Genomic DNA, 20973 nt, shown 5'->3' on the forward strand with positions numbered 1-20973 from the left:
TACGGTAACCTTAAATAATGCAGTCCAAAATGCATTTACTGTTGATTATACAACAGCTGACGGGACTGCAATTGTAGGAGCTGATTATACCACAAAGGTTGGAACTTTAAGCTTCCCTGCAAATTCTGCAGCTGGAGATAAGTTAACCTTTACGGTTCCGATCAACAATGATAATATTGCTGAACCAGCTGAAACTTTTAGTGCAACATTAAGCAATATTACTGGTGGTGTGGTGTTAATTAGCAATGCCTCAGCAACAGCAACTATTGTTGATAATGATGCTTCGGTAGCCACGATTACTACCGGAACACCAGGTAATGAGAACGGCCCAATAAACGGAACATTTACGGTAACTTTAAGTAATCCATCATCAGCAGATACACAGCTTACCTACACTTTAGCTGGAACTGCAACTGAAGGAAGCGATTACACCACCATAACAAAAACCATTATTATCCCGGCTGGACAAACCACAGCAACCATTACTATTCCGGTATTAACCGATGTTATAGTGGAGGGAACAGAAACCGTAATGGCCACATTAACTACTTCTGGAAATCCATTGGTAACGGTAAGCAATATGCCTGCAACCATCAATATTACCGACAATACCACAGCAACAGTATCTGTAACGGCAACAACCGATGGCGCAGAGCCAACCACACCAGGTTTGTTTACCTTCACGTTGAGTAATGTATCTACAACAGATACACAGATTACATACAGTGTTGGTGGAACTGCTACAAGTGAATTAGATTATACCGCAATAGGGGCTACCATAACCATTCCTGCCGGACAAACAACCGCAACTGTAAGTGTACCGGTATTGAATGATAACATTGCAGAAGGAACTGAAACCGTTATTTTGACCATGACAGCTGTTACAAATAATCCTTCAATTATAGCTAGTACGGCTCCTGCAACAGTTAATATTACGGATAATGATACTTCAGTAGCCACCATTACTGCAGGCACACCGGGTAACGAAAATGGACCTTCAAACGGTACATTTACAGTTACACTAAGTAATCCGTCTTCTCAACCAACAACCTTAACCTACACTTTGGGTGGAACGGCTACAGAAGGAAGTGATTACAGTACGATCGTAACGAAAACCATAACCATTCCAGCCGGACAGACCACTGGAATTATAACCATCCCTGTATTAACCGATAATATTGTAGAGGAAACCGAAACCGTAATTGCAACTTTAACCAACTCGGGCAATCCGCTGGTAACTGTAAGCAATACACCTGCAAGTATTAATATTACTGATAATACTACCGCTACCGTAACCGTGACTGCTACAACGAATGGTGCAGAACCTGCAACACCAGGTTTGTTTACCTTTACCTTAAGCAATGTAGCTAATACCGATACACAGATTAGCTATATCGTAACTGGAACAGCTATTAGTGCCAGCGATTATAGCTCAACCGGAACAATGGTGACCATCCCTGCCGGACAAAGCAGCGCGACGGTAAGTGTACCAGTATTGGATGATAATATTGCAGAAGGCACGGAAACGGTTATTTTAACCATGACTGCTGCAACCAATAATGCTTCCATCACAGCAAGCACAATACCAGCAACAGTTAACATTATTGATAATGATAGTTCAGTTGCCACTATTGCTGCAGGAACAAATGGTGCTGAAAATGGTCCTGTAAATGGAACATTTGTAGTAACCTTAAGCAATCCATCATCGCAGCCAACCACAATTACCTATACTATTGGCGGAACAGCAACAGAAGGTAGCGATTATACTGCGATTGTAACACAGACCATCACCATCCTTGCTGGACAAACTACTGGTACCATTACCATTCCGGTATTAACCGATAATATTGTAGAGGGAACAGAGACCGTAACGGCCACTTTAACTACCTCTGGCAATCCTTTGGTAACAGTAAGCAATACGCCTGCAAGTATCAATATTGCAGATAATACCGCTGCAATAGTAACTGTAACGGCTACTACGAATGGAGCTGAACCTACTACTGCAGGTCAGTTTACTTTCAGCTTGAGCAACGTTTCTACAACAGATACACAGATCACCTATTCGGTAGTTGGAACCGCTACAGGTGGAACCGATTATACCTCAATTGGTACAACCGTAACTATCCTGGCAGGACAAACAACTGCTACGGTGAGTGTACCGGTATTGAATGATGACCTGGTAGAAGGCATCGAAACCGTGGTATTAACCATGGTTGCTACGACAAATAATAGTGCTATTACAGCAAATACAACACCAGCAACCGTTAACATTACAGATAACGATACCGCAATTGCAACCATTACCGCCGGAACCAATGGTAATGAGAACGGCCCGGTAAATGGAACGTTTACGGTAACCTTAAGTAATCCATCTGCTACCGATACACAAATTACTTATACGATAGGTGGAACTGCAACTGAAGGCAACGATTATACCCCAATTGTTAAAACCATTACCATTCCTGCTGGTCAAACCATAGGCACCATTACCATTCCGGTATTGGCAGATGCAGTGGTAGAAGGAACAGAAACGGTTATTGTTACTTTGGGTACTTCAAATAACCCACTGGTTAGCGCAAATAATAATCCTGCTACCATTAATATTCTGGATAACAATACAGCTACCGTAAGCATTTCTACCACACCAACAATAAATGAAGCAGCTGGAACGGCAACCTTTACGGTTACTTTAAGTACAGCAGTACAAAGCTCATTCAGTGTTGATTATAAAACGATAGATGGGTCGGCTTCAGCTGGTTTAGATTACACCGCTACAACAGGAACATTGATGTTCCCTGCAAATTCGCCAGCTGGTGCAACATTAACGTTCACTGTTCCGATTAATGATGATAATCTGGTTGAGCCATCAGAAACTTTGAGTGCTGCACTAAGCAATATTCAAGGTGGATTGGTAACCATCGGGACATCAACAAGTAATGTTACCATTACCGATAACGATACCGCTGTGGCCAGCATTGCCCCAGGTACTAATGGTAGCGAAACTGGTCCGGTTAGCGGAACGTTTATCGTAACCTTAAGTAATCCATCAGCTACCGATACTCAGATTACCTATACTTTGGGCGGAACAGCAACAGAGGGCATCGATTACACCAATATTGTAACCAAAACGATCACTATCCCTGCGGGTCTAACTACCGGAACAATCAGTATTCCTGTAATTGTTGATGCAGTAGCAGAAAGTATCGAAACCGTAATTGCTACCTTGGGTACTTCGAATAATCCTGCCATTACAGTAAATACTACGCCTGCAAGCATTAATATTCTTGATGCTAATACAGCTAACGTAAGTATTTCGATTAACGCGGCAAGCATTGGCGAAGCAATTGGTACCGTTACTTTATCCGTTACCTTAAATATTGCTGTTCAAAATAGCTTTACTGTTGATTATAAGACAGCAAACGGAACAGCCCTGTCGGGATTAGATTACACTGCAACCAGTGGAACCATAACCTTCCCGCCAAATTCGCCTGCTGGTACAGTATTCAATGTGGTTATCCCGATAATTGATGATAACCTGATTGAAAACCCAGAATCGTTTACTGTTGGATTAAGTAACGTGGTAGGGGCAGATGTTGCTATCGGTGCGAGTCCGGCAACTGTAAATATTGCTGATAACGATAGCGCTGTTGCAACCATCACTGCTGGTACAAATGCCAATGAAAATGGTTTGGTAAACGGTGTATTTAACGTTACGCTCAGCAATCCATCAGCTACACCAACAACGTTAACCTTTACCTTAACAGGCACAGCAACAGAAAGTGCCGATTATGGAGCCATTACCAAAACAATCATCATCCCTGCAGGTGCAACCACAGGAACCATTACCATTCCGGTGATGACAGATGTACTGGCTGAAGGTACCGAAACAGTAATTGCTACCTTAACAGGATCTAGCAATCCAGTAATTACAGTAAATAACACGCCGGCAACAATTAATATTATTGATGAAGATGTGGCTAAAGTAAGCATATCTACCACACCAATAATTAATGAAAATGCAGGTACAGCAACCTTTACTGTAACCTTAAGCAATGCTGTACAAAATGGCTTCAGTGTAAATTATGCTACAGCAAATGGTACTGCAACATCGGGCACCGATTATATGGCCACCAGCGGAACTTTAACTTTCCCTGCAAACTCAATAGCAGGTGCAACGTTAACGTTTACGGTTCCAATTAATGATGATAATCTGGTTGAACCGTCTGAAACGTTAAGTGCTGCACTAAGCAATGTTACAGGTGGTGTAGTTACCCTTGGTACACCATCTGCAACCGTAACCATTACTGATAATGATACTTCGGTGGCAACCATTACTGCGGGCACAAACGGCAACGAAAACGGACCTGTAAACGGATCATATACCGTAACTTTAAGTAATCCATCATCTACTGATACCCAGATTACTTTCACTGTTGGCGGAACCGCTACAGAAGGCAACGATTATACCGCGATTACCAGAACCATTACCATACCAGCAGGTCAAACTGTAGGAACAATAACGATTCCTGTGGTAACTGATTTAGTGGTAGAAGGAAATGAAACGGTGGTAATTACCTTAACTGCTACCAATAATCCTTTGGTAACAGTAAGCAATACGCCTGCAACCATTAATATTCTGGACAACAATTCGGTAGCGGCGAGTATATCGCTTTTCCAAAGCAATGTAGATGAAGCTTCAGGTACTGCAACCTTTACAGTAACCTTAAGTGGAGCAGTACAGGATGCATTTAGTGTTGATTATGCCACTTCGAACGGAACGGCAATAGCCGGTTTAGATTATGCGGCAACCAGTGGAACATTAACATTCCCTGCAGGTTCGGCAGCAGGTTCGAGCTTAACCTTCACGGTACCAATTATTGATGATAATATTGTTGAACCAAGTGAAACTTTCAATGGAATAATCAGTAACGTAACTGGTGGACTGGTAACTATTGCAGATGGTTCGGCTACAGTAACCATTACCGATAACGATTCATCAGTAGCAACCATTACGCCAGGTACATCAGGAAATGAGAACGGACCTGTAAACGGAACTTTTACCGTTACCTTAAGTAAACCGGCATCTACCGATACCCAGATTACCTATACTTTAAGTGGAACGGCAACCGAAGGAAGTGATTACGCTACAATTGTAACCAAGACCATTACCATTCCTGCGGGTCAAACCACCGGAGTAATTATCCTTCCGGTATCGGCCGATGCAATTGTTGAAGGAACGGAAACGGTTATCGCAACACTAAATACCTCTGGAAATCCATTGGTAACGGTAAGCAGTACACCGGCAACCATTAACATTATAGATAATACGGATGCTGTGGTAACGGTATCTGCAACAGCAGATGGTGCCGAGCCTGCTACTCCAGGTCAGTTTACCTTTACGCTAAACCGTGTATCGACAACAGATACAAAAATTATCTATGCGCTAAGTGGAACGGCGATCAGTGGAACCGATTATATGGCTATCGGTAATACGGTAACCATTCCTGCCGGACAAACTACGGCAACTGTATCGGTACCAGTACTAAATGATAATATTGTTGAAGGAACTGAAACGGTTATCTTAACCATGAATGCCACTACAAATAACGGTTCGATCATTGCCAGCACTATTCCTGCAACGGTGAACATTACCGATAGTGGATCTTCAATTGCTTCGATAACTGCCGGTACAAACGGTAATGAAAACGGTCCGGTTAATGGAACATTTACGGTTACTTTAAACAATCCATCAGCTACCGATACCCAGATTACCTATACTTTAAGTGGAACGGCAACCGAAGGAAGTGATTACGCTACAATTGTAACCAAAACCATTACCATTCCTGCTGGTCAAACTACTGGAACGATTACCATTCCGGTATTAACCGATGCAGTGGTAGAGGGTACTGAAACGGTTATTGCTACATTGCTAACTTCTAGTAATCCTTTAATTACGATCAGTAATGTTCCGGCAAGCATTAATATTATTGATAACAATACGGCAACAGTAAGTGTATCAACTGATCCAACCATCAACGAATCGGCAGGAACAGCCATATTTACAGTAACACTAAGTGCCGCTGTTCAAAATGCATTTACGGTAGCTTACACTACTGGCGATGGAACTGCAGCTGCAGGTTTCGATTATACCACAACCAGCGGAACATTAACATTCCCTGCAGGTGCTGCGGCTGGTGCAACCTTAACGTTTACTGTTCCAATTAACGATGATAACATTGTTGAAACGGACGAAACGTTTAGCGGTACAATTAATAATGTTTCAGGTGGCTTGGTAACCATTGTTGCGGGTACCGCAACCACTACAATTATCGATAACGATACTGCAGTGGTTACCATTACTGCAGGTATTGATGGTAACGAAAACGGCCCTGCAAATGGAACGTTCATCGTAACATTAAGTAAACCATCGGCTATCGATACCCAATTTACCTATACTTTAGGTGGTACAGCAACCGAGGGTAGTGATTATACTGCGATTACCAGAACCATTACCATCCCTGCGGGTCAAACCACCGGAACCATTAGTATCCCGGTATCGACAGATGCAGTTGTAGAAGGTACAGAAACGGTTATAGCTACCTTAACTGCGTCTGGAAATCCACAGGTAACCGTTAGCAATGTTGCGGCAACCATTAACATCGCCGATAACAATGATGCAACTGTAAGTATCTCTACCAGTCCAACGATTAACGAAGCAGCAGGTACAGCTACCTTTACCGTAACCTTAAATACAGCTGTTCAAAATTCATTTACAGTTGATTATGTTACAAGCAACGGAACGGCAATAGCGGGATTAGACTACACCACCACGAATGGAACATTAACATTCCCTACGGGATCTGCAGCTGGTGCTACCTTAACCTTTACCGTTCCAATTAACGATGACAACATTGTTGAAACGAATGAAACATTTAACGCAAGCATCAGCAATATAACTGGTGGTTTGGTAACTATTGCTACAAATACGGCAAGCACAACCATTATCGATAACGATGCTTCTGTAGCAACAATTGCAGCGGGTACAAACGGTAATGAAACTGGTCCTGTAAACGGAACTTTTACCGTAACGTTAAGCAAAGCATCGGCTACCGATACGCAGCTTACCTATACCTTAGGTGGTACAGCAACAGAAGGTAATGACTACAGCCCAATTGTAACCAAAACAGTTATTATTCCTGCTGGCCAAACTACTGTAACCATAACGATTCCGGTATTAGCCGATGCAGTTGTAGAAGGAACAGAAACCGTAATTGCTACCTTAACCGTTTCGGGTAATCCAGCGGTAACGGTGAGTAATGTTCCTGCAGCGATTAATATTCTGGATGGATCAAATACAACGGTTACAGTAGCTGCAACGGCCGATGGCGCTGAACCTTCAACACCTGGTCAGTTTACCTTTACTTTAAGTAACGTATCAACAACCGATACCCAAATTAGCTATACCGTAACGGGTACGGCAACAAGTGGCGCAGATTATACTTCAATAGGTACAACAGTGACCATACCTGCCGGACAAAAAACGGTAACTGTCGCCGTTCCGGTACTTAATGATAATCTTAACGAAGGAAATGAAACGGTAATTTTAACGATGAATGCAACAACAAATAATGCATTAATCATAGCAAGTACAACACCTGCTACAGTTAACATTAGCGATAACCGCGCACCTGTTGCAACTGCACCAGCCATCACTACTCCTGAAGATACCCCTGTTAGCGGAACAATTACAGCTACCGATGCAGATGGCGATCCACTTACTTTTACGGTAAGCACGCCTCCGGCACACGGAACAGTAGTGGTAAATGCTGATGGTACATACACTTATACGCCTGCAGCCAACTATAACGGTACTGATACTTTCACCGTAACGGTTAGCGATGGTAAAGGTGGCACTACTACAGTAACTGTTCCTATAACTGTAAGCCCGGTTAACGATGCGCCTGTTGCAACTGCTCCAGCCATCACAACCAATAAAAATACCCCAGTTAACGGAACCATTACAACTAGTGATGTAGATGGCGATCCATTAACCTTCACGGTAACTACACCTCCTGCACACGGTACTGTGGTGGTAAATCCAGATGGAACCTATAGCTATACACCAGCCAATAATTATAGTGGTACTGATGTGTTTACTGTAACCATAAGTGATGGAAAAGGAGGCACAACTACGGTAACGATCAACGTAACCGTTAACCCTACCAATGTTGCACCAGTTGCAACTGCACCAGCGGTTACTACTAATGAAGATACCCCTGTTAACGGAAAAATTACGGCGACCGATGCCGATGGCGATCCACTTACTTTTACGGTAAGTACGCCTCCGGCACATGGAACAGTAGTGGTAAATGCTGATGGTACTTACACGTATACGCCAGCACCAAACTATAACGGTACAGATACCTTTACGGTAACGGTTAGCGATGGTAAAGGTGGCACCACTACAGTAATTGTTTCTGTAATGGTAAGCCCGGTAAACGATGCACCGGTAGCAACTTCACCCGCTATTACTACGCCGCAAAATACGGCAGCCAACGGTACAATAACCGCAAGTGACGTAGATGGAGATCCGCTTATCTTTACGGTTAGCACTCCGCCAGCACATGGTACAGTGGTCGTAAATATCGATGGTACCTACACCTATACACCAACTCCGGGCTATGTAGGTAGTGATACTTTTACCGTAACGGTAAGTGATGGAAAAGGTGGTACCACTACCGTAACTGTTCCGGTAACGGTAACTTTGGTGCCAGCTCCAGCAATGAGTTTAACCAAAGCAGCTACCAATACGGTGAGCAAGGTTGGCGATGTAATTAATTACAACATTGTGGTAACCAATACTGGTAATGTAACCTTAACAAATGTGGCCGTTACAGATGTTGGTGCCGATGCAGGATCGATTATTCCACTCAGTATTGCAAGCCTGGCACCAGGCGCAAGTGTTACGGTAACTGCAAGGCACACCATTACCCTAACCGAGGTGAATGCAGGTTCGTTCAGCAACCAGGCTTCGGCAACCGCACAAACACCAAATGGTGGTACAGTAAACAAACCACGGTCTGACGATCCAGGTACACCAGCTACAGATGATGCTACGGTAACGTTAATTGCTCCGGCTTCTACCATTACCCTGGTTAAAACAGGTACGCTAAGTGCCGATGGAAATAGTATCACTTATAATTTCAGTGTTAAAAACACCGGAAATGTAACCTTACATATTATTACGCTGGTAGATGCAAAACTTGGACTGAACAGAGTGATCCCAGGTACACTTGCTCCGGGTGCTACCGTAACCGACAGCTATGTTTACCAGTTAACCCAAGCCGATAAAGATGCCGCAAGCGTAACCAACAGTGCAAACATTACTGGTCAAACACCAGCAAATGTTTCCGTTAGCGATATCTCGGGCACAGCCGAAAACAACAATACGCCAACCATAACGCAGATTCCGGTTATGAGCGCTATAGCTTTGGTTAAAACAGCGGCATTTAGTGGTAATCAGGTAACCTATACGTTTACAATCAGGAACACAGGAACCAATACTTTAAATACCGTTACTTTAACCGATGCAAAACTTGGCTTAAGCAATAAAGTAATTGCAGTACCTGGTGGTCTGGCCCCGGGAGCCTCTATAACCGATGTTGAAGTATACACCTTAACACAGGCCGATAAAGATCTGGGAACAGTAACCAATACCGCAACGGTAAATGCCAAAACACTTGGAGGTGTTAATGTAACCGATGCTTCAGGAACTTCAGAAAACAACAATGCAGCAACCGTTATCACATTCCCTAAATCGCCGAAAGCGGTTGATGATGTTGGTGGTACAGTAGCAAATAAATCGGTTACCATTAATGTATTGGCGAATGATGATCCTGGAAATTCTACCCTTGATAAATTAACGGTAGAAATTGTACGTCAGCCTCAGCATGGAAAAGTAACGGTGAACCTTGATGGAACGATCACCTACACACCTGATCCGGGTTATACAGGTGATGATGCCTTTACCTATAGGGTGAAAGATGCCTTTGGCTATTATACCAATGTGGCAGCTGTAACCTTAACGGCTAACTTCGCCGGCCTTACCATACCTAACCTGTTTACGCCAAACGGTGATGGTATAAATGATACCTTCGAAATCTTGGGTATTAACCAATACCAGGTTAACGAACTGCAGATTATTAACCGTTGGGGCAATGAAGTATTCCGTGCCAAAGGCTATCAGAATAACTGGACAGGTGAGGGCTTGAACGAAGGAACTTACTACTACTTACTGCGTGTTAAAAAATCAGGAAGCGATCAGTACGAAGTGTTTAAAGGTTACATTACATTAATTAGAGCGTTTAAAAAATAAGATATGAGGCTTTGTACAGTCTGGTTTTTAAACCAGACTGTACTTTAAGATATTAAGATGATGAAGAAATTAATATGGTTAATAGCAGGTTTATTTTTGTTGCTTACACGATCGGCATCTGCGCAGCAAGATGCGCAATATAGCCAGTACATGTTCAACGGGATCTATATCAATCCCGCTTACGCCGGTTATAAGGAAGTGCTGAATGTACATAGCTTTTACCGTAGCCAGTGGACAGGCATTACCGGAGCGCCAAGGAGTATGTCATTGGCGGTTGATGCGATTGCAAACAGCGGCAATGTTGGTTTGGCTCTTCAGGTGGCGAGCGATAAACTTGGTGCACAGACCAACCTGAGCATTTATGGTAACTATTCTTACCGGATCAGGATGAATGATGATGGTAGTTCGAGATTAGCGCTAGGCCTTGGTGTTGGAATGGTGCAGCTGGGTATAGACGGTTCTATGCTCAACCCGAATAATCCAGAGCCTAACCAGCCAGTAGGCATGCAGAGTACCATTGTACCCGATGCAAGGGCAGGGGTTTACTTTGCCAACGATAAGTTTTATGCGGGTTTTTCGGCCGATAACCTGATTGCCACTTATATTGATATTGACCGTTATGCCTTTATCCCACAGCCAAAACCGCATTATTACCTTACCGCTGGAGCCTTGTTTCCGCTTTCGGAAGATTTTCAGGTTAAGCCATCGTTCCTGTTAAAAGACGATCGCGGAGGCCCAACGAGTTTAGATTTGAATGCTTTTTTGATGATCAAAGATTTTATCTGGGTTGGCGGTTCATATCGGACGGGAGTAAAGCTGTATGATAAAAGCTATCTACAGCGCGATCTTACTCCTAGAAACTCTGCTGTAGCAGCGATACAGATTTTTCCATCAGAGAAACTCAGGATCGGTTATGGCTATGATTTCTCAATCGGTCCATTACAAGGCTATAGCGGCGGTACACATGAGATTTCTATCGCTTATTCTTTTATCAGACAAAACGTAAGAATGACAACCCCAAGGGTATTTTAAACTAACTATATTCAGTATTTTTGACCAACTATCCCAACAACATAATGAAGAAAATTTTAATAGGTACCTGCCTTTCTGCATATTGTTTATTCGTATTCAGTTTTTCGGCAAGTGCCCAGTATGCATTAAAAGATGCCGATAAGCAGTACGAACTGTTTAATTACAGCAAAGCAATAGATTTATACGAACAAGCCTATAAAAAGAAAGAAACTTTACATGCTGCAGAGCGTTTAGCAAATGCTTATGCGTTTGTTTATAACTACAAACAGGCCGAAAGCTGGTATGCTATTGCAGCTAAAATGCCAGGTAGTAGCCCTGAGAATATTTTGGGTTATGCCAAAGCTTTACAGCGCAATTCGAAATACAGCGAAGCAAAAGTTCAGTACCTAAATTATATTGATAAAAAGAAAAATGTATCAGAAAAGCAGCAGGCTGTTTGGGTTGCCTCTTGCGATTCGGCTTTGAAATGGATCAGGAATCCAAAGAAAATCGAACTCATTAACCAAAAAACTTTAAATAGTACGCAGTCCGATTGGGGTGCCGTTAACTATCAGGGAGGGGTTGTATTCACTTCCGACAGATCAAACAGTGGGTTAACCGCTCAGGAAAGTAAACCGTTTTTAAGATTCGACGGGTCAAAAGAACCCGATAAAAAAATATACGGCTGGACTGGTAACGGATACCTGAAACTATACATCAAACCGTCGCCAAACGATAGCCTTCAGTTGTTCCCTATAAAAGCAGGTACAAGCTATCACGTAGGTTCGGCAAGCTTTACAGCCGATGGCAAAACCATGTATTTTACGCTCACCCGTATCACCGATGAACTAGAACGCTTAAAAAAACAACCAACAACCGTTAACGTAGAAATTTTTAGCAGTACAAAAGGTGCCAATGGTGTTTGGGGCGAACCTGTTTCATTTGCGTATAATAATGTAAACGGTTACTCCGTAGGCGATCCCTTTATTACTACCGATGGAAATAGCCTTTATTTCGCCTCGAATATGCCAGGTGGCTTAGGCGGTACTGATATTTATGTTTGCCTAAAAACAGATGCTGGCGAATGGGGCAAGCCCGTTAACCTGAAAGAAGTAAATACCGAAGGCAATGAACGCAGTCCGGTTTTTGATGAAAAGGATAATTTCTACTTTTCTAGCGATGGTAGAGTTGGGATGGGGGGATTAGACGTTTATCAGGCTTTAAGAGAAAAAGGCAAGATTGGCCAGATTGAAAATATGGGTTATCCCTTCAACTCTCCACAGGACGATTTTGGCTTTAGTTTAAACGAAAAAGGTGGTATTGTTTATCTTTCTTCTAATCGCGAGGGTGGTTTAGGTAGCGATGATATTTATACCATTGATCAGAAAATGATCCTGGCTTTCAAATTAGAAGGCAGGGTATTTGATAAAGATAGCAACCAGCCCATTGCAGGTGCATTGGTAACCCTAGCAAAGGTAAACGGTACTGTTTTAAAAACCGAAACTGATGAGAATGGCGGTTATAGATTTAATTTAGCCAAAGAATCTGAATACAATGTTTCGGCAGAGAAAACAAACTACAGATCTGATGTAGAAAATCTGGCAACCATTGGTTTAACAACTTCTAGCGTACTTACGCAAAACCTATATTTAGAAGCTATTGTAATGAATAAAGCAATTAAGCTTGAAAATATCTATTACGATTTCGATAAATGGAACATCCGCCCAGATGCTGCAGTAGAGCTGGATAAATTGGTTAAGATTATGACGGATAATCCAACCATCTGGATCGAATTAAGTTCGCATACCGATAGCAGGGGCAAGGATAGTTATAACCTAACCCTATCGCAAAAAAGGGCAGAATCTGCTGTAGCGTATATCATTTCGAGGGGGATTGATAAAAACCGCATTACTGCAAAAGGCTATGGTGAAACACAGCTGTTAAACAAATGTAGCAATGGTGTAGATTGTAGCGATGAAGCACATCAGTTAAACAGAAGAACAGAATTCAAAATTGTAAAACAATAACATTATTAGGGTTTACATTATATTTTAATTTTTTAGTACAAAGCCTCTGATGAAAATCGGGGGCATTTTTGTTTTCATGGTTGGTGATCCTCAACCTTATCAACCGTGTAAGAAATATAAGGCCATATAAGCTTATATTTCTTAAATAACTTAATGGTAAAAATGCCCGCTTTTCGTCATTCCCGACTGGAAGCCTTCTCAAGGTAAAACAATATAGGTATTGAAGTAAAACATAATAATACTAATAGCTTTTAAGTATTTACACGCATTTTTTTTGCATTTAATATGAATCATGCAAAAAAAAATTGACAATCTTTTCTGACCAATTTACTAATTCGAATATGTTTTATAAAGGGGGGATAGATAAATTGTAATAAATAGATGTTGTTAGGCCAATGATTTTCTTAAGAATCAATGTAAAAGCTAATTCGGAATATTAACTATACTGTAATATTATATTTGTATGATTTGTTATGTTTTGTCAGTATTGATTGTTATTTTGTGACACAGATAAACAACTACTAAATCATTAACCTATGAAAAAAATTAAACTTATTGGAATTGCCTTTGCTATGCTTGTTGTAATTTATAGCTGTGAAAGACAGTCAATTGAACCTGATCCTGAAAAAACCACATTTAAATCAGGTAAGAGGGCATTAATGACTGATGGAACACCTTGCCCTTATTTTGATGACCGTGATTGTGACGGTGTAACAGATGTGCTTGATAACTGTCCGGATAATTATAACCCTGGTCAAGAAGATGTAAATGGAAATGGTGTAGGTGATGTTTGCGATACGGGCGGTGGTAGTTCAAATCCAATGCCTGTTTCTGGAAGTGTCGTAACCGCTGAATATTATTATGATAATTACTGTGCAACAACTAATACAATGACAACAGGTTGTGGGTTAGCGAAAGGAATTAAAGAGGTATTATTAGAGACTAAAGATTTGTTTAAGAACACTACAGTTTATGAACCTTTAGAAGCTTACTTCATGATAGATAAAAACAACGGTACAGATTTAGTTGAAACCGTAAAAGATTCCTGCAAAACTCACAAATGCTATGTAACAATAAAATCGGCTCAAGGAAATGATTTTGCAATTCGCCAGGCTAATCTTAGTTATATAAATGCAAAGCTTGCTTATATTGATGAGTTGATTGTGCAGTTTCCGAATTATGCTGACCATTATAATGCTTATAAGTCGGGGTGTACCCAAGCTTTTTGGTTTAGTAATTCTAGTTTACCTGTTTTTATACTTCCATAGTTAAATAAGTATCTAAAGTTCTTCAAAATTGAAAGACTTTTTCCATTTCCTCTATCAACTTGATTAAGAGTTTAGCTAGGTTGTTCCTTGCTCTAGGATTCCACTTGTGCGGGAAAAACGTAATGGTGTAAAGAGTTTTAAATCACAGACACACATAGATAAACACATTTTATCTATGTGTGTCTTTTCTATCTTTGATTAAATGTATGTTTATTAGCACTTTATTATTCTCTCACCACCATCCGCGTTTCGTCATTCCCAACCCGATAGCTATCAGGTCGATTGGGAATCTTAATGCTTAGTTCGACTTGCATTTTACCCAATATATTCTTTTTCATTGATCGGAGGCTCACCAACCACAGATAATAAAATGTATGTCAGTCTGAACGTAGTCGAAGACTTTCTTAACCACATAAAAAATATACTGCCATATGAGCTAATATGTTCTCATATTATATAGTTCAAATTATCATTGAATCAGATGTTTCGGGAATGCATCTATATATTTCGCAGTTGATACTCCGTGTTTCTGTGTTAAATGATTAGACTCGGCTCAGAGTAACAAATCACTGCATTTATTCTATGCCCAGTTGCCATCGATCGTTAACCAGCTGTAGTAGTTAGTGAGACACTAACCAAGACGAAAGTATAACCATTTAATCCCTGAATTGCATCATTCCACAGTAGTTCCTTGAACAATTCGATTGGGAATCTAAATCCGGGCGCTCTGTGTTTCCGGGCAAATGTTTCAACCAGAACTCAGAATGATAAAGTACATTAAAAACTAAAATTGTTAGTATTTTAATTGAAATTAATCGATTTTAATTTTCTTTAAAACTAAAAATATTAGTATTTTTGATCTCAATCATCCTTATAATACGAGAATGGAGAAGGAAAGGCAGATTATTCATATGGATCAGGATGCATTTTTTGTGTCGGTAGAGATCAGAAAAAATCCCAGGTTGTTAGGTAAACCCGTAATTATTGGTGGAGGCGGCGATAGAGGGGTAGTGGCATCCTGTAGTTACGAGGCACGCCAATACGGCATACATGCTGCAATGCCCGGCAGGACGGCAAAATTGCTGTGCCCTCAGGCTATATTTTTAAAAGGCGATATGGAGGAATATTCCAAAGCTTCGCATGATATTACCGAGATTATTGCCGATAAAGTTCCCCTTTTCGAAAAAGCCAGTATTGACGAACATTATATCGATATGACAGGTATGGATCGCTTTTTTGGTTGCATGAAATTCGCGTCAGAGCTCAGACAAAACATTATTAAAGAAATGGGCTTGCCGATTTCCTTTGGTTTATCGATCAATAAAACCGTAGCCAAAATAGCCACAAACGAATCGAAGCCTGATGGCGAACGGCAGGTTACCTTTCCCCAGTTGCGGCCCTTTCTCGATCCTTTGGCTATTCACAAAATTCCGGGTATCGGCCATGCTACTTATAAAAAATTAAGCGAAATGGGTGTACGCGAAATCCTTACGCTTACCCAGATCCCGCAACAGCTCATGTTTAAAATTTTGGGGCAGCATGGTTTAAGTTTATGGCAAAAAGCAAACGGGATCGATCTTTCGCCAGTTGTACCTTACCGCGAAAGAAAATCTATTGGTACACAGGCCACCTTCGAAAGCGATACCATGGATATGGCCAAACTAAAGGCCATTATAACCGGAATGGTTACCAGTTTAACTTTTCAGCTACGCAACCAGAAAAAATTAACCGCCTGTATTACCGTGACCGTGCGTTATACTAATTTCGAAACCGTTACTCAGCAAGAACGTATTCCTTATACCTCGCTCGATTCTTTTTTGATCAGCAGGGCACATAACCTGTTCGAGAAAGTGTATGCCAAACGAATGTTGCTGCGGCTGGTAGGTGTAAAACTCTCGCATTTGGTGAGCGGTTACGAACAGATCGGTTTATATAATATCGCCGAAGAAGAATATAGTCTTTACCAGGCTATGGATAAGGTGCGCAATCATTATGGTGCCGAAGCAGTGGTTAAGGCCTGTATTGTTACGCAGCCGCCCCGCGACGAAAAAGGAAAAATAATCAAGTACAATCCGCGCAAAAAGAAAATGTTGATCGAAAACCAAACAGAAGAAGAACAGCAGGAAGTAAGGAAACGCTCGAAAATTAGAAGTTTTATGAGTGAAAAAGGAACAATAGGTACTAAATCTTATGATTAGCAATGTTTTTAAATGTGCATTCTTCTTATAGCCTAAAGTATGGCACGCAGCGTATTGGTCAGTTAATTGCTACTGCCCGGAGCTTGGGTATTCACCAAATGGTACTTACTGATATCAATAACTCAACCGGGGCGGTAGAATTTATTCGCGAGTGCTACAAACAAGGCATCGCTAAAGAAGCTGACGAAATACACAAAGGCAACATTCCATATCAGATTAAACCCATAGCGGGGATTGAGTTCAGGATTGATAACAGGTTATTGTATGTGGGTATCGCTAAGAATAAAGAGGGGATGCGTGAGCTGAATGAGTTTTTAAGCCACCATAATATCTGCAACATTTCGCTACCCAACGTTCCTCCCGAAATGAAAAATGTGTATATCATTTATCCCTTTCAAAAATCCTTTAATCTAGTACTCAAAGAAAATGAATTCATAGGTATCCGTGCCAAACAGCTCAACCTGTTGTACAAACACCCACTTTTAAAACAGAAAGAAAAGTTGTTGGTGTGGCATCCTGTTACCGTTAGCGATAAGATCACCTATCGCCTGCACGAATATTTTAGGGCGATCGAGCTCAATACGCTTTTAAGTAAAGTGAACGATGAGCAAAAATGTGATCCGGATGAGTTCCTGATTCCAGAAGTAGAACTAACCCAGCAATTTGAACAGTATCCGTTCATTGTTCAGAATACACAGAAACTGATGAATAGTTGCGATTTAAGTATTTATTTTGAGGATGGTCCTACACCTACTTCTAAAAACAAGTTTTTTTATACAAGAGATTTCGAAGGAGATAAAAAAATGCTTCGAGAGCTAGCTGAAGAAGGGCTTAAGTATCGTTATGGTGAAAATAATACAGAAGCCATTGAGCGTTTGGAGAAAGAACTGCGCATCATCGAACTTAAAAATTTCTGTGCTTATTTCCTTATTACCTATGATATTGTAAGCTACGCCATGAATAAATGTGGTTTTTACCACGTTGGCCGTGGCTCGGGTGCCAACAGCATTGTAGCTTATTGTTTGCGCATTACCGATGTAGATCCGATTGATCTCGACCTGTATTTCGAACGTTTCCTGCATGAAAAACGGACTAGTCCGCCAGATTTTGATATCGATTTCTCCTGGGATGAGAGGGAGGTGATACAACGTTATATCTTTAAACGCTATCCCAAATGGCATGTTGCTTTTTTGGGTACCATGAGCACTTTTAAAGATCGTGCAATTATCAGGGAAATCGGTAAAGTGCTGGGTTTACCCAAAGGCGAAATAGATAGTTTTACAGATCCCACCAAAGAACGTGAAAATTTACTGAATGCTACTTACCAGAAGTTATTGGCTGTACACCGCTACATGAAAAGTATGCCTAATCAACGTTCTATCCATGCCGGAGGGATTTTGATTTCTGAAGAGCCGATTACCTATTATACGGCCTTGGATATGCCGCCAAAAGGTTTCCCAACCGTGCAATGGGATATGTACGAAGCCGAAGCCATTGGTTATGAGAAATTCGATATTTTAAGTCAGCGGGGTATCGGGCACATCCGCGAAGCCGTACAGCTTATTAAAAAGAACAAGGGAAAGGAGATCGATATCCACGATTTTAAAACCTTTAAGGAAGATCAGAAGTTAAATAATATCCTTAAAGAGGGGCAGCCCATCGGGTGTTTTTATATCGAATCGCCAGCCATGCGGCAACTGCTCAAAAAACTGAAATGCGATAATTACCTTACGCTCGTGGCAGCCAGTTCCATTATCCGCCCGGGGGTGGCTAGTTCGGGTATGATGAAATCCTATATCGAACGTTACCATGCGCCCGAAAAAGTGGTGTACCTCTGCGAAGTAATGAAACAACGGCTTAGCGAAACCTATGGGGTAATGGTTTATCAGGAAGATGTGATCAAAGTCTGTCATTATTTTGCAGGTCTTGATCTGGCCGATGCCGATATCCTCCGTAAAGCCATGAGCGGTAAATATCGCTCTAAACTTGCCTTTGACGAACTGGTAAACAAGTTTTTTGTCTCAGCCCGAAAAGAAGGGCACTCGGAAGAACTCATTACCGAAGTTTGGCGACAGATTTCATCTTTTGCCGGTTACAGTTTTTCAAAAGCACATTCGGCTTCTTTTGCTGTAGAAAGTTATCAGAGTTTGTTTTTAAAAACATACTATCCAATGGAGTTTATGGTGGCTGTGTTGAATAATTATGGCGGCTTTTACAGTCGCTGGGTTTATGTGCACGAACTGCAAAAAACAGGAGCAAGGGTGCATTTGCCTTGTGTTAACCACAGTGATGACGTTGTGACTATAAATGGCGAAAATGCTTACCTGGGTTTTATTGCTGTTCAGGGTTTAGAAGAAAAAAATATCAAAATTATTCCGGCAGAACGTAATGCAAATGGTTTGTATGTCGATCTCGAAGATTTTGTAAAGCGTACCTGTATTTCGCTAGAGCAGGCAATTATTTTAATCCGGCTAGGTGCATTGCGGTTTACTGGCAAAGATCGTAAAACCCTGCTTTGGGATGTACACAACTACCTCGGCTTTAAGCAGAAGAAAGTGAACCATGCCGAACTTTTTAAATTAAGTTATAAAACCTATCAGCTGCCAGAACTGGCCGACTCGGAACTGGAAAATGCCTATACCGAATTAGAGTTATTGGGTTATCCACTCAATTATAAAATGTTTAATTTTTTAAAAACGCCTTATCGTGGTGATGTGATGACGGCCGATCTGCACAAATACTTGGGTAAAACGGTAAGGATGGTAGGGAATTATGTTTGCGAAAAAACGGTACACACCATTAAAAATACCAAAATGTGGTTCGGTACTTTTTTAGATGCCAATGGCGATTTTTTCGATACAACCCATTTTCCTAATACCACACCCATGTATCCTTTTAAAGGAAAAGGCTGTTACCTCATTTTAGGCAAAGTAGTAGAAGATTTTGGCTTCCAGAGTATCGAGGTTTTAAAGTTTGCCAAATTAGATATCCAGCTGAACCCGGTGGCAGTTTAGTGGAATGAGCCGATTAATGTTTTCTTTCGATAGATCGTCATTATAAGGAGGAACGACGAAGCAATCTTAAAACGGTCGCTACTAGCGTGCACTTTAAGATTGCTTCCCTGAAAAGTCGGGGCAGGTTTGCCTCGCAAAGGACGACCTATTGGGTTATGTCAATGGTAGAGGTTAGTTTTTAATAAAAAAACATTGGAGTGGAGATGACAGTCCGAACGGAATCGTCATTTCGACCACAGTGCTCCGAAGAAGCTCCTTTGGAGGAGAAATCTTTAACATCGTCCAAAGATCTCTCCACTCCGCATTGCTTCGGTCGAGATGACGATACTTCTACTGGAATCTATCAATGGTAGCGGGAGTCTAAGCCTTTACCAAAATATAGTTTGCGCTCGTTTCTAACGAGTGCATGAATAGCCTAACGATTTAATCGTTTAGCAGTTAAAACATAATTTTTATATTTAAACCATGATACACTTCAAAGCAGAAATAGAGCGTTTCGAAACCATGGGCGAAAAAACCGGCTGGAGTTATGTATTTATACCGGCAGCTTTGGCCAACGAAATTAAGCCCGATTGTAAAAAGAGTTTCCGGGTAAAAGGAAAGATAGATGAGCTGGAGATTAGCGGAATGGCAACTATTCCAATGGGAGAGGGCGATTTTATTGTTGCCTTAAAAGGCGAAATCCGTAAAAAACTAAGAAAAGAAGCTGGCGCCAGCATAGTACTTTATTTAGAAGAAGATAAAGATTTTAAGATCGAAATGCCCGAAGACCTCGAAATCTGCTTGTCAGAAGAAGAACATTTAATCCGAAACTTTTTAAAGCAGCCGAAATCGCACCAAAACTATTACATCAACTGGATTAACCAGGCTAAAACCGAACCCACGCGCACCAAAAGAATCGTAATGACGGTTAAAGCGATGGATAAAGGGCAAGATTTTGGCGCAATGATCAGGGAAAGTAAGTTGTGAGTTTGGAGATTTTAGTTTGGAGTTTTCCAAAGAGCAAAAAGGTTTTGGAGAAATAAGTTATATGTTTTGAAAAAAGAACAAACTTACAATAACTTAAAACTCTAAGTTTTG

At 41.2% G+C, this 20973-nt stretch carries 7 protein-coding genes (1 of these 7 only partly in view); all 7 read left to right on the forward strand.

The window, feature by feature from the left end:
• A protein-coding gene (locus EZ456_RS21905) for a Calx-beta domain-containing protein (RefSeq protein ID WP_131533862.1) crosses the window boundary here: on the forward strand, window positions 1-10375 show its 3' end. 19781 nt of this gene lie to the left of the window's left edge; 10375 of the gene's 30156 nt are visible here — the last part of the coding sequence; the start codon falls outside the window, past its left edge; the stop codon is at window positions 10373-10375.
• 60 nt (window positions 10376-10435) lie between these two features.
• Window positions 10436-11407 carry a PorP/SprF family type IX secretion system membrane protein gene (locus EZ456_RS21910; protein ID WP_131533864.1) on the forward strand — a complete coding sequence of 324 codons (972 nt, stop codon included), beginning with the start codon at window positions 10436-10438 and terminating at the stop codon, window positions 11405-11407.
• A 44-nt stretch (window positions 11408-11451) separates the two neighbouring features.
• Window positions 11452-13413 carry an OmpA family protein gene (locus EZ456_RS21915; protein ID WP_131533866.1) on the forward strand — a complete coding sequence of 654 codons (1962 nt, stop codon included), beginning with the start codon at window positions 11452-11454 and terminating at the stop codon, window positions 13411-13413.
• 536 nt (window positions 13414-13949) lie between these two features.
• Window positions 13950-14681, forward strand: coding sequence for a thrombospondin type 3 repeat-containing protein (locus EZ456_RS25845; protein ID WP_131533868.1), 732 nt, complete (start codon window positions 13950-13952; stop codon window positions 14679-14681).
• 884 nt (window positions 14682-15565) lie between these two features.
• Window positions 15566-16879 (forward strand): DNA polymerase IV, encoded by a 1314-nt coding sequence (gene dinB, locus EZ456_RS21925; RefSeq protein WP_131533870.1) that lies wholly within the window; start codon window positions 15566-15568, stop codon window positions 16877-16879.
• A gap of 2 nt (window positions 16880-16881) precedes the next feature.
• Complete coding sequence (locus EZ456_RS21930) at window positions 16882-19893, forward strand: DNA polymerase III subunit alpha (protein ID WP_131533872.1); 3012 nt, start codon at window positions 16882-16884, stop codon at window positions 19891-19893.
• 465 nt (window positions 19894-20358) lie between these two features.
• Window positions 20359-20862, forward strand: a complete 504-nt coding sequence (locus EZ456_RS21935; protein WP_131533874.1) for a YdeI/OmpD-associated family protein — start codon at window positions 20359-20361, stop codon at window positions 20860-20862.
• Window positions 20863-20973 lie beyond the last annotated feature (111 nt).

Source organism: Pedobacter psychrodurus (assembly GCF_004331735.1).
GTDB classification, from domain to species: Bacteria; Bacteroidota; Bacteroidia; order Sphingobacteriales; family Sphingobacteriaceae; genus Pedobacter; species Pedobacter psychrodurus.

Excerpts from the sequence above, each read along its gene's own strand:
- EZ456_RS21910 (WP_131533864.1), top strand. The coding sequence starts at position 10,436 with ATGAAGAAATTAATATGGTTAATAGCAGGTTTATTTTTGTTGCTTACA.
- EZ456_RS21915 (WP_131533866.1), top strand. The coding sequence starts at position 11,452 with ATGAAGAAAATTTTAATAGGTACCTGCCTTTCTGCATATTGTTTATTC.
- EZ456_RS25845 (WP_131533868.1), top strand. The coding sequence starts at position 13,950 with ATGAAAAAAATTAAACTTATTGGAATTGCCTTTGCTATGCTTGTTGTA.
- dinB (WP_131533870.1), top strand. The coding sequence starts at position 15,566 with ATGGAGAAGGAAAGGCAGATTATTCATATGGATCAGGATGCATTTTTT.
- EZ456_RS21930 (WP_131533872.1), top strand. The coding sequence starts at position 16,882 with ATGTTTTTAAATGTGCATTCTTCTTATAGCCTAAAGTATGGCACGCAG.
- EZ456_RS21935 (WP_131533874.1), top strand. The coding sequence starts at position 20,359 with ATGATACACTTCAAAGCAGAAATAGAGCGTTTCGAAACCATGGGCGAA.